Origin of the sequence: Streptomyces sp. (assembly GCF_031178505.1) — a bacterium.
Taxonomy (GTDB): Bacteria; Actinomycetota; Actinomycetes; order Streptomycetales; family Streptomycetaceae; genus Streptomyces; species Streptomyces gulbargensis.
Genome location: NZ_JAPSIW010000135.1, coordinates 1 through 11816, shown reverse-complemented (window position 1 = coordinate 11816; position 11816 = coordinate 1). Strand labels below are relative to the sequence as shown.

Annotated in this window: 11 protein-coding genes; 5 read left to right on the top strand and 6 right to left on the bottom strand. The window is 75.6% G+C overall.

Annotated elements, in window-relative coordinates; genetic code table 11:
- Nucleotides 1-593: hypothetical protein (locus RIF68_RS12430; RefSeq protein ID WP_309051262.1), on the bottom strand; the 593-nt coding region annotated here is incomplete at its 3' end.
- 101 nt (nt 594-694) lie between these two features.
- On the opposite strand from RIF68_RS12430, the gene RIF68_RS12425 reads away from it, so the two are divergent.
- Entirely contained in the window at nt 695-2194 is a 1500-nt protein-coding gene (locus RIF68_RS12425; protein WP_309051261.1) for a PLP-dependent aminotransferase family protein, read from the top strand.
- Between the two features lie 70 nt (nt 2195-2264).
- Here the strand turns inward: RIF68_RS12425 and RIF68_RS12420 are convergent, their stop codons facing one another.
- Nucleotides 2265-3902 carry a hypothetical protein gene (locus tag RIF68_RS12420; RefSeq protein ID WP_309051260.1) on the bottom strand — a complete coding sequence of 546 codons (1638 nt, stop codon included), beginning with the start codon at nt 3900-3902 and terminating at the stop codon, nt 2265-2267.
- Between the two features lie 37 nt (nt 3903-3939).
- A complete protein-coding gene (locus RIF68_RS12415; protein WP_046907412.1) occupies nt 3940-4134 on the bottom strand; it encodes a hypothetical protein in 195 nt (64 codons plus the stop codon).
- 303 nt (nt 4135-4437) lie between these two features.
- Here RIF68_RS12415 and RIF68_RS12410 point away from each other — a divergent pair, with 303 nt between their 5' ends.
- Both RIF68_RS12410 and RIF68_RS12405 read left to right on the top strand, forming a co-directional pair.
- The gene (locus RIF68_RS12410) at nt 4438-4830 is read left to right on the top strand and encodes an ankyrin repeat domain-containing protein (protein ID WP_309051259.1); all 393 of its coding nucleotides are present in this window, start codon (nt 4438-4440) and stop codon (nt 4828-4830) included.
- Nucleotides 4831-5107: 277 nt separating this feature from the next.
- Nucleotides 5108-6547 (top strand): HEAT repeat domain-containing protein, encoded by a 1440-nt coding sequence (locus tag RIF68_RS12405; RefSeq protein ID WP_309051258.1) that lies wholly within the window; start codon nt 5108-5110, stop codon nt 6545-6547.
- Between the two features lie 242 nt (nt 6548-6789).
- Here RIF68_RS12405 and RIF68_RS12400 read toward each other — a convergent pair whose 3' ends face one another.
- Genes RIF68_RS12400 through RIF68_RS12390 form a run of 3 tightly spaced genes read right to left on the bottom strand, consistent with a single transcriptional unit; the run spans nt 6790 to nt 9088 of the window.
- Nucleotides 6790-7686 (bottom strand): biotin-dependent carboxyltransferase family protein, encoded by an 897-nt coding sequence (locus RIF68_RS12400; RefSeq protein ID WP_309051257.1) that lies wholly within the window; start codon nt 7684-7686, stop codon nt 6790-6792.
- The gene (locus RIF68_RS12395; protein WP_309051256.1) at nt 7683-8327 is read right to left on the bottom strand and encodes an allophanate hydrolase subunit 1; all 645 of its coding nucleotides are present in this window, start codon (nt 8325-8327) and stop codon (nt 7683-7685) included. The genes RIF68_RS12400 and RIF68_RS12395 overlap by 4 nt, the downstream gene beginning before the upstream one ends.
- Complete coding sequence (locus RIF68_RS12390) at nt 8324-9088, bottom strand: 5-oxoprolinase subunit PxpA (RefSeq protein WP_309051255.1); 765 nt, start codon at nt 9086-9088, stop codon at nt 8324-8326. Before RIF68_RS12390 ends, RIF68_RS12395 begins: the two co-directional genes overlap by 4 nt.
- A 192-nt stretch (nt 9089-9280) precedes the next feature.
- On the opposite strand from RIF68_RS12390, the gene RIF68_RS12385 reads away from it, so the two are divergent.
- Nucleotides 9281-10003 (top strand): GntR family transcriptional regulator, encoded by a 723-nt coding sequence (locus RIF68_RS12385; RefSeq protein ID WP_309051254.1) that lies wholly within the window; start codon nt 9281-9283, stop codon nt 10001-10003.
- 465 nt (nt 10004-10468) lie between these two features.
- The coding region (locus tag RIF68_RS12380; protein WP_309051253.1) for a hypothetical protein at nt 10469-11816 on the top strand (1348 nt) is incomplete at its 3' end.

The following is an 11816-nucleotide window of genomic DNA, read 5'->3' as shown; positions in this document are numbered from 1 at the left end:
AACAGGCGCAGGAACACCTGGGCGAGCGGCCCGATGGCCAGCGCGTACACGACCGTACCGATGCCGACCGAGCCGCCGAGCAGGAAACCCGTCGCGACCACCGTCACCTCGATGCCCGTCCGCACCAGCCGGATCGACCGGCCGGTGAGCCGGTGCAGACCGGTCATCAGGCCGTCGCGCGGCCCGGGACCGAAGCGGGCCGCGATGTACAGGCCGGTCGCCATGCCGTTGAGGACGATGCCGGCCGCCATCGCCGCGACCCGGGCGGCCGGGCCGTGCACCGGGGGCAGGACGGCCAGGGAGAGGTCCATCGCCAGACCGATCACCAGCACGTTGGAGACCGTGCCGAGGCCCGGCCGCTGCCGGATGGGAATCCAGGCCAGCAGGATGAGCGCGCCGAGGACGGTCGTCACGAGGCCGATGCTCAGGCCGGTCCTCCCGGCGATGCCCTGGTGGAGGACGTTCCACGGCTCCAGGCCGAGCCCGCTGCGCAGGAGCAGGATCGAACTGAACCCGTACAGGGTGAGCCCCGCGTACAGCTGGACGAGCCGGCGGGTGAGGTGCCGGCCCCGGAGGCCGGAGGCGATGGACAAGGAGTGCCCCCTGTGTGGTGATGGTGGACTGACTCATGTCACTCTGTGGCGGGGGATCGGGTGTCAACCATGGCCAATTCGAGGAAGGTGGACTGATTTCGATGGCTCAGTGGACTTCGGCAGTGGGACCGGCCCAGCTCGCCCGGCAGCTCCAGGCGCAGCAGCCCCGTCCCGCCGGGCCCGGCGCCCGCAAGCCGCCCGCCTACCGCGCCCTGGCCGACGGCATCCGCCTGCTCGTCCTGGAGGGCCGCGTCCCCGTCGCCGCCCGCCTGCCCGCCGAACGGGAACTCGCGCTGGCCCTCACCGTCAGCCGCACCACGGTGGCCGCGGCCTACGAGGCCCTGCGCGCCGAGGGCTTCCTGGAGTCCCGCCGCGGGGCCGGCAGCTGGACCGCCGTCCCGGCCGGGAACCCCTTGCCCGCGCGCGGCCTCGAACCCCTGCCGCCCGAGGCGCTCGGCTCGATGATCGACCTGGGCTGCGCGGCGCTGCCCGCGCCCGAGCCCTGGCTCACCCGGGGCGTCCAGGGCGCCCTGGAGGAGCTGCCCCCCTACGCCCACACGCACGGTGACTACCCGGCCGGACTGCCCGCCCTGCGGCAGATGCTGGCCGACCGGTACACCGCCCGCGGCATCCCCACCATGCCCGAGCAGATCATGGTCACCACCGGCGCCATGGGCGCGATCGACGCCATCTGTCACCTCTTCGCCGGTCGCGGCGAGCGCATCGCCGTGGAATCCCCGTCGTACGCCAACATCCTCCAGCTCATGCGGGAGGCCGGTGCCCGGCTGGTGCCCGTCGCCATGTCCGAGGGGCTCGGCAGCTGGGACCTGCCCCGCTGGCGCCAGGTGCTGCGGGACGCCGCGCCCCGCCTCGCGTACGTCGTCGCCGACTTCCACAACCCCACCGGCGCGCTCGCCGACGAGGACCAGCGGCGGCAGCTCGTGGAGGCCGCCCGGTCGGCCGGCACCGTCCTCGTCGTCGACGAGACCATGACCGAGCTCCACCTCGACGACGATCTGGAGATGCCCCGCCCGGTCTGCGCCTTCGACCCGGCCGGCTCCACCGTCCTCACCGTCGGCTCGGCCAGCAAGGCCTTCTGGGCGGGCATGCGCATCGGCTGGGTCCGGGCGGCTCCCGACGTCATCCGCTCGCTCGTCGCCGCCCGCGCCTACGCGGACCTCGGCACGCCCGTCCTGGAGCAGCTCGCCGTCAACTGGCTCATGCGGACCGGCGGCTGGGAGGAGGCCGTGGGCCTGCGGCGCGAGCAGGCCGTGGAGAACCGGGACGCCCTGGTCGCCGCCGTCCGCCGGGAACTCCCCGACTGGGAGTTCTCCGTACCGCGCGGCGGCCTCACCCTGTGGGTGCGGACCGGGGGCCTGTCGGGCTCGCGGATCGCCGAGGCGGGGGAGCGCGTCGGGATCCGCGTGCCGTCGGGGCCGCGCTTCGGCGTCGACGGCGCGTTCGAGGGATACGTCCGGCTGCCGTTCACGGTCGCCGGGGCGGTCGCCGAGGAGGCGGCCGTACGGCTGGCCGCCGCGGCCCGGCTCGTCGCCTCCGGCATGACGAGCGGTGCCGAGCCGCCCCGCTCGTTCGTCGCCTGACGGCCGGACACGGCGAGGGGCCGGTACGGACCCGGGTCCGTACCGGCCCCTCGCCGTGTCCGGGGGCCCTTCAGCCCTCCGCGGGGACCGGCGTGTGCCGGGGGGCCGGGTGGGGCGGGGCCGCGGGCTCCGCGAGCGGCTCGGGCACGGCGGCCGGCGGAGCGGCCGACTCCGGGATCTTCTCCAGCGGTGCCGTGACCGCCGGCAGGCGCTCCGGCAGCAGCTGAAGGACCGCCTGCCGGTGCGTCTCGCTGGTCGCGTCGTCGTACGGGTCGGGCGTCGCCGGCACCTGGAGGCGCAGCACCGGGCCCGTCCCGAGGCGCGCGTAGCCACGGCCCGGCGGCACGTGCGGGACCGGTGTGGTGTGCGGCTCCGCCCCGAGGACCCACGCGATTCGGTCCGCCGGGGCCGGGCCGAGCACGACCCGGGCCCGGGTGTGGGTCCGTACGGTCTCGTGCAGGGTGTCCACGCTGTCGAACTGCTCCGCCACCACCACCGTCACGTGCGCCGCGCGCCCGTGCCGCAGCGGCACCTGGAGCAGCTCCTGCGGGTCCGGCCGGCCCTCGGCGGCGGCCAGGTGGCCCAGGACGCCCGGCCGGTCGACGAGGATCCACAGCGGCCGCCGGGTGTCCTCGGGCGCCGGTTCGCCCGCCTGGCGGGCCCGGTTCGCGGCGATCAGCCGCCGCTCGGTCTCCTGCACCGCCCACTGCAGGCAGCCGAGCGCGCCGGAGAGGGCGCTCTCGACGCCCAGCACGCCCTCGCGGCCGACGAGGCAGGCGTACTCGCCCGAGCCGGTGCCCTCGACGATCAGGACGTCGCCGTGGGGGAGGGCCTGGAGCGCGAGGGACCGCAGCAGGGAGGTGGTGCCGCTGCCGGGCTGGCCGACGGCGAGCAGGTGCGGCTCGGTGGAGCGCGGCCCGGTGCGCCACACCACGGCGGGGGCGTCCTCCGCTCCGTCGGCGGTCACCACGGGAACGGTCCGCTGCACGGCGTCGGCGTCCGTGAAGCCGAGCACCGTCTCGCCGGGCACGGTCACGAACCGCTGGGCGGCGACGGTGGTGGGCAGCGGGGGCAGGACGCTCATGACGAGCCGGTTGCCCTCCTCGTCCCAGTCGAAGAGGTACTCCCGGCCGCGCCCGGACTTGGCGCGCAGCAGCTGCTCGACGCGGGCCCGGGCGGCGGGCTCGCCGTCGGTGAAGTACGGGGGGTACGCGATCCGCAGCCGGGTCGGCCGGCCGTCCTGGTCGAAGGCGTACTCGTCGAGGGCGCCGCTCCAGTCGCCGCCGTGGGCGAACAGCGGAGCGGGGTCCTCGGGGACGGAGAAGTACGGCACGAGCGCCTCGTACAGGCCCTTGAGACGTGCCAGCTCCGCCTCGTCGGGTCCGGTCCTCACGACCGGACGCTCGCGCCCCTTCCACGCGGCGGCGCCCATCAGCGTGACGAGCGCGAACAGCGGCCCGTACGGCATGAGGACGACGGCCAGGACGACGGCCGCGACCAGGAACAGCGTGGGACCGCGCCGCTCCTTGGGGGTCGCGGCCCACCTGGCGCGCGCGGCCGCCGCCAGTTTCCGCAGACCCCGGGTGACCGTGATCAGCGGATGGAGCACGTCGGTGGCGCTGTCGGCGGCCGTGCGCGCGATCTCTCGGCTGCGAGCGATCTGTGCGCTGCCGCTGCTCAGAATGCGGGGGAGTGGTCGCCGGGCCACGTCGTACTCCTGGAGTCGTGGAAGGGGCTGAGGGGCGTCAGAACTTGATCCCGCCCAGGAGGCTGGCGAGGCTCTGCCCGCCCGCCGTGATGCTGGGGGCGATCGCGGTGCCCGCGAGGTAGAAGCCGAACAGCGCGCTGACGAGGGCGTGGGAGGCCTTCATCCCGTCCTTCTTGAAGAACAGGAAGCAGATGATGCCGAGCAGGACCACGCCTGAGATGGACAGGATCATTGGGTGTTCTCCTGGTTGAGGGGACAGTCACCATGAGTCCTTCCAAGTTCACGGGAAGTATCTATGTGATTAAAGGTGCAATCGGGTGAATTGGTGATGTTTTCACTTGACCGGCCGACGCCGCCCCCGCTTCCCGGTGGCGAAATGCGTGAGGTGCGCTAGTCCGGGGCAGGGTCCGGACTGCCGTGATCTTTGCCTCGGCCGGGCGCCGTCATGTCCCCGGACGGGCAGTACCCTGTCGATTCACTCGTACGGCGGCGTTCGCCGTGCGCAGGTCACAGCTGGAAGGGCGGTTACCGAGAGATGAGCGAGACTCCCGACCCCGAGGTCGTCGAGCTGGCGTCCAAGGTCTTCGACCTGGCGCGCGCCGGAGACGCCGAGGCGCTCGCCGCGTACGTCGACGCGGGCGTCCCCGCGAACCTCACCAACGACAAGGGCGACACCCTCGTCATGCTCGCCGCCTACCACGGGCACGCCCCCGCGGTCACCGCCCTCCTGGAGCGCGGCGCCGACGCCGACCGCGCCAACGACCGCGGCCAGACCCCCCTCGCCGGAGCCGTCTTCAAGGGTGAGGACGCCGTCGTCCGTGCCCTCCTCGACGGCGGCGCAAATCCGGAAGCCGGGACTCCGTCCGCCCTGGACACGGCCCGGATGTTCGGCAGGACCGAACTCCTCGCACTCTTCCAAACCGGGTGAACGGGCGCTGAACCCCAGGTGAGAGCGGTGCCGTAAATGTGGTCGCGGCGCCGAAACGGGTGGGTCATCATGACGTCGGGCCCGGTGGACCGGGCCATCGACGAGAGGCAGAGGAAGATGGTCACTGGCAAGCGATGGACGACGAAGAGCGACTCGGCATGTCGCCGCACGGCCTAGGTGTACGGGTGACGTACCGCCCGACCCGGGTCATACCGGACCCCCGGATGTTCCCGGTCCCCCCCGGTCGTGTCGACAGCTTGATGTGAGGCGTCTTCCCATGTTCGATCCAGTCATAGCGCCGAGCGGCACCCTGCTCGGTCTGCTGCAGAGGGGCCGCGGCGACGGCACCCTGCACGCGCTCGCCGCCCCCCGTGCCGAGGCCCTCGCGGCCCTCAACCACTGCGTGCTCCAGGACCCCCGCCACGACTGGCAGGTCGAGAACCGCTCCCTGTACTACGCCCGTCTCCACCTCGACCTCCACGGAGGCCTGGAGGAGATCGAGGCGCACCTCTTCTGTGCCGAGGACCACCTCGACACCGAGGAGTCCCGGACGGGGCTCGCCCTGGCCGTCCTCGGCCACCTCGCCTCCTACGGACGGCGCGACGCCCTGCTCCTCCTGCGCCGTTACGCGGCCACCGGCTCCAACTGGGCCTGGGCCCTGGACGAGCTCGCGCTCCGCGACGACGACGCCGGCCTGCGCGGCCTCGCCCTGCCCGTTCTCGCCCGCTTCCCCGCCGGGCCCGAGGGCGACGCCGAACTGTCCCGCACCGTGCGGGACGCCTTCGAACCCCGCCCCTGGCGGCTGTGGGCCGAGGACCCCCGCGAGGCCGTCGGCGCCCGCGTCCGCGCCGCCCGCGAACAGGGCTCCTTCGACCGCTGGCAGCGCCAGCTGCGCCCGGCCGGACCCCGCCCCGGCTGGAGCGTGCGCGCCGTCCTCGACTGGGCGCAGGAGGGGTACGCGCGCGGTGCGCTGCTGCACGGGCCCGCCGCGCGCTGCCTCACCGCCGTCGCCGGCCCCGAGGACCGGCCCGAACTCCTCGACGCCGCCCGGTACGGCGCGCCGGGAGCCCGGGGCGCCGCCCTGCACCACCTCGCCGAGGCCCGGGACCCCGCCGTCCTGGATCTGGTCGAGGCCGCCGCCGACCTCGCCGCCCGCGGGGCCGCCGACACCGACTCCCGTACCGTCGCCGAGGCGGCCGTCGCCGCCTACCGGCGCATGTGCGGGGAGGACGCCGTCGCCCGCGCCCGTGCCTGGGTCCGCCGCGACGACGCCCTCGGTGCCGCCGCCGCCGAGGTCCTCGCCTGCCGGGGCAGCGCCGCCGACGCCCGCCTCGTCCTCGACGCCCTGCGCGGCACCGTCCGCGGCGAGGGCCCCGACTCCGCCGCCCTCGGCCCCCTCGCCGACGGCGCGGGACGCCTCGGCATCGCCTGCGCGGCCCCCGTGCTGCGCCACATCTACCGCGAGACCTCCTCCTCCCAGCTCCGCGGCCGGGCCGCCCGGGCCCTCGCCGCCACCGACCCCACCTTCGCGACCGGCTTCGCCGTCGAATGCCTCTGGGACTGCGAGGAGACCACCCGCGAGCTCGCGGCCCAGCACGCCGAGACCGGAGACGTACGCGTCGCCGAGCGACTCCGCCGCCTCGCCGCCGACCCGGCCGAGGAGGTCGAGGTCCAGACCGCGGTACGGAACCGGATAGGACCGGACCTCCAGGTCTGAGCCGGACCCCTCCCCGCCCCTGACGTGCCATGGGTCCGGGCCCGGCCCCGTCCCGGCGGGAGCCTCCGATCCTCGTCGCCGGTGGCCCCGGCCCGTGCCGCCCGTCGGACCGGGAGGGGCGCCCTGGGGTGGTGCGGCCCCCCGGCGAGGCGTGCCCCGGGCGAAGCGCGACGCCAGGGGCGGGGCGGGACCGACCGACGGGGAGGCGCGTCCGCCGGCCCCTCGCGGGCCCGGAGCCGTCGCTACCGGGGCCCGCCACCGGACGGCCCGCGCCGGGTCACCGGGACGAAGCGGACCGGAGTGCCCGGCACGGCCTGGGCCGCCGCGCCGAGGTCCCCTTCCCGGACCACCGCCACCACCGGATAGCCGCCGGTCGTGGGATGGTCCGCGAGGAACACCACCGGGTGCCCGTCCGGCGGCACCTGCACCGCTCCCAGGACCATGCCCTCGCTGGGCAGTTCACCCGGTACGGCCCGCTCCAGGGGCGGGCCGTCGAGCCGCAGCCCGATCCGGTTGCTCGCGGTCGACACCCGGTACGCGCGCGTGGCGAGGGTCTCCAGCGCTTCGCGGGTGAACCAGTCGTCCCGGGGGCCGAGCCGCACCCGCAGGACGAGTTCGTCCGGCGGGCCCGGCCACGGCGGGGCGTCCACCGGCCCCCGCACGGAGGGGGCCACCGCCCCCAGCGGCAGGTCGGCGCCGGCCGACAGCGGCGCCGGGCCCAGGCCGGAGAGCAGGTCCGTGGAGCGGCTGCCCAGCACCGGTTCGACCGCGATCCCGCCGCCGAACGCCACGTACGAGCGCAGCCCGCGCACGGCCGCGCCGACCTCCAGGAGCGACCCGGGCCCGAGCCGCACCGCCGTACCCCAGGCCGCGGGCCGCCCGTCCACCCGGACCGGGCAGGGCGCCCCGCCGACCGCCACGGTCACCGCGCACCCGGCCCGCAGCGCGCACCCGTCGACGGTGGTCTCCAGGACCGCGGCGTCCTCGGTGTTGCCGACGAGCCGGTTCAGGAGACGTACGGCACCGGTGTCGAGGGCGCCGGAGCGGGGCACGCCCAGGTGCGCGTGCCCCACCCGCCCCAGGTCCTGCACGGTGGTCAGCGCCCCGGGCCGGACGACGGCCACCGTACGGCCGGTCACCGCCCGCCCTCCGCCGTGAAGCGGACGCGCGTGCCCGGCGCCAGCAGGGCCGCCGGTTCGCGCCGGGGATCCCACAGGACCACGTCCGTGGTGCCGATCAGCTGCCAGCCCCCGGGCGAGGAACGCGGATACACACCCGTGTACGGCCCCGCCAGGGCCACCGACCCGGCCGGGACGGCGGTGCGGGGAGTGGCGCGGCGGGGGACCGCGTACCGCTCGCCCAGGCCCGTCAGATAGCCGAAGCCCGGCGCGAAGCCGCAGAACGCGACCCGGAACTCCGCCGCCGTGTGGATCCGTACCGCCTCCGGCACCGACACCCCCCACAGCTCCGCGACCTCCGGCAGATCGGGACCGTCGTACCGCACCGGCACCTCGACGGCCTCGCCCACGCGCGCGTGGAGCGGCGCCGGCTCCCAGTGGGGCAGCTCGGCGGCGAGCCGCTCCGGATCGTCCACCCCGTCCAGCAGCAGCGTGCGCGCCGCGGGCACCACCTCCCGTACGGACCCCAGCTGCCCGGCCGCGCGCCGCCGCAGCGCCTCGGCGTGGAAGGCCTCCGCCCGGTCGCCGTCGGGCAGTTCCACCAGCAGTGCCCGGTCGCCCACCCGCAGCACCCTCGGCGGCCCGCTCCGGCGGGAGCTCACGCGAAGGCCTCCACCCGGATCCCGGCGGCCTCCAGACCGGCGCGTACGCGCCGGGCGAGCTCCACCGCGCCCGGGGTGTCCCCGTGCAGGCAGAGCGAGTGGGCGTCGACGGGCACCACCGCTCCGTCGTGCGCGGTGACCGTTCCGGCCCGGGCCATGGACACCGACCGCTCCACGACCCGCTCGGGGTCCGCGACCACGGCTCCCTCCCGCCCGCGCGGCAGCAGCGAGCCGTCCGCCTGGTAGGCCCGGTCGCCGAAGGCCTCGGGCACGGCCGGGAGCCCGGCCGCCGCCGCGGCCTCGAGGAGCCGCGAACCGGGCAGCCCCAGCACCGGCAGCGCCCCGCCGGCCAGGAGCACGCCCTCCACGACCGCCGCCGCCTGCTCACCGTCCCGGACGACCCGGTTGTAGAGGGCTCCGTGCGGCTTCACGTACGAGACGCGCGAGCCGGCGGCCCGGGCGAAGACCTCCAGGGCGCCGATCTGGTACGCCACCTCGGCCGCCAGCTCCGGCGCCGGCACGTCCATCGCCCGCCGCCCGAAGCCCGCCAGGTCGCGGTAGGACACCTGCGCGCCGATGCTCACCCCGCGCTCCGCGGCCAGCTCGCACACCCGGCGCATCGTGGGGGCGTCCCCGGCGTGGAAGCCGCAGGCCACGTTGGCGCTGGTCACGACGGTGAGGAGCCGCTCGTCGTCGGTCAGCGTCCAGCGGCCGAAGCCCTCGCCGAGATCGGCGTTGAGGTCGATCGAGACCCTGCTCATGACGGCACTTCCTCTCTCACCCGGCCCGGCCCGCCGGCGGCGGAGGACTCGCGGGCGGGAGCAGCGCGGTGCCGCCAACGTAGAGGATTGTTGAACGATCCGACAAGAGATGTGTTGTCCCGTCCCCCGTTCTGCGGTTGACTCGGCCGCGCACGCCGCACGGGCGGAGGAGAACGGGACGGAAGGGGCGCCGTGGGCACGAGTGACGCCGGGGGACTGACCGAGGACCGCGCGCTGCTCGGGCGCACCAGCACCGCCGAGCGCGTCGCGGACATTCTCCGCACCCGGATCGCGGAGGGGTACTTCCCGCCCGGATCCCGTCTCTCCGAGGAGAGCATCGGCGGCGCCCTCGGGGTGTCCCGCAACACCCTGCGCGAGGCCTTCCGGCTGCTCACCCACGAGCGGTTGCTCGTCCACCGGCTCAACCGGGGTGTCTTCGTCCGGGTCCTGGCCGCCGACGACGTCGACGACATCCACCGCACCCGGCGGCTCGTGGAATGCGCGGTCGTACGAGGCCTCGGCGAGCCCCCCTTCGCCCTGGCCGCGCTCGCCGCCGCCGTCGCGGAGGGCGAGGCCGCGGCCGGCGCCGACGACTGGCAGGGCGTCGCCACCGCCAACATCCACTTCCACCGCGCGCTGGTCGCCCTCGCCGGCAGCCCCCGCACCGACGAACTGATGCGGAGCGTCCTCGCCGAACTCCGCCTCGCCTTCCACGTCGTGCCGGACCCGCGCTCCCTGCACCGGCCCTTCCTCCTGCGCAACCGCGAGATCCTCGACGCCCTGCGAGCGGGCGACCGGTCCGCCGCCGAACGCCTCCTCGCCCGCTACCTGGACGACTCCCACACCCGCCTCGCCGCCGCGTACGCCCCGTTCGCGGGGCGGGCCCCGGAAGCCCCGGCGGACGGGACCGCGTGAGCGGACGGTCCTGACGGCCCCCTGACCCCGTCGGGACGGTGGGCCTCGCGGGGCCGCCCTCGCCGTCCCCTGCCCGCCCGGTCCCCGATCCCCGGGGGCCCACCGGCCGGGGCACCCGCGCGGAGGCGGTCCGAGCAGGGCCCGCGCCCTCCGCGGCCCGGGCGCAAGCCCGCCCGCCGACCCGTACCGCCCGGCCCGGGCGCAAGCCCGCCCGCCGACCCGTACCGCCCCGCCCCGGCCACGGGGCCGGCCCGTACCGCCCGGCTCGTACCGCCGTGCCTTGCCCGCCAAGCCGCGCACCGGACTCGTACCGCCGTGCCCCGTCCGCCGTGCCACGCACCGGACCCGTACCACCGAGCCGCGCCCCTTCGGAACCCGTGCCCCGCTCCGTACCACCGCCTCCGACCCCCGGCCGGACCTGCGCCGTTTCGACCGGTGTCAGTTCCAGGACCTACTCTGTGCACCGTGACTTCGCCAGCCTCGACGGATCCCGCTCCGCCCCAGCTCAGCGCGGGGCCGCGGCCCGCGCAGGGCCCGGCCGCCGACGAAGGGCTCGCGCGGCGCCTCCGCGCGCTCGCGTGCACCGCCCCGCTGCACGACCTCGACGTCCGCAAGGCGAACCTCGCGGGCGAGTACTCGGTGTACGCGATGGCGGAGGTGGCCCTCGCCGCCATCGACCTCGTCACGCTGAACATGGACTTCGACACCGGCGCCGACCACGAGCAGATAGTGGCCCGGCTGATCCCGCGCGTCGCCGCGCAGGCGCCCGGGCGGCCCGCCGCCGAGCACGAGCGCGTCGCCCGCTGGGTCCTGGAGAACCTGATCAACGTCGGCAGCGTCGACCGCGGCTTCCGCGCCGTCTACGGCACCTTCGACACCGACGGCGTGTACGTCCGCCGGGACTACGACTTCAAGCTCATCGAGGAGGTCCCCGGCTACGGAGGAGGCGTCTACCTCCGTACCACCGACGAGGCCGTCAACGTGCTCGTCGGCGCCCTCGACACCGACGTCACCAGCGCCCAGATCGCCGCCGAGGTGAAGCTGGAGGTGCTCATCAGCCGAGGCCGGCTCGCCGACGCCCAGCTCGCCGCCGAGCAGGCGCGGTACCGGACCGTGCAGTACGCCGAGACCCTCCGTAAGACGCTGGAGGCGACCCGCCGCAACGTCCGCGCCGTGGACTGGCTCCACGCGGTCCCCGACATGATCGCGGAGGCGCTCGACCACGTCGCCGACCGCTACCGCCACGAGAACGCGATCCTCACCAACATCCGCAAGGCGCGCGACGAGGCGGAGACGACCTCCGACCCGAAGACCGCCGAACACAAGCGGCGGGCCGCCGAACTCGTGGACATCGTCAAGGACTGCATCCGGCGCCACACCCAGCTCCAGTCCCGCCTCCTGGAGGCCGGCCCCCTCTTCCGCGCCGAACAGGACCGCCAGGCCTTCGCCGCCCCCACCCGGTACACCGGGCTCGACCTGTACGGACAGCTCGTCGCCCCGGTCCTGCCGCTGCCCGTCGCACAGGCCACCAAGGTCACGGACGCCTTCTTCGCCCACGGCACCGGCCTGCGCACCCCCGCCTCCGTGCGCCTCGGCGACCTCGTGGACCTGCTGCTCACCCCGCCGGTCGAGCGCGAGCACCTCGGCGCGGAGATGCCCGAGCCCGACCTCATCGCCACCCCCGACGACTCCCGCTTCAGCGAGGAGCAGCTCGCGCAGGCCCTCCGCCTGCTCGACCTGGAGCACGACGCGCCGCGCCGGCTCTCCGGTCTGCTCGCCGAGGCCCGCCGCCTCGACCCCGACCTGCCGTACC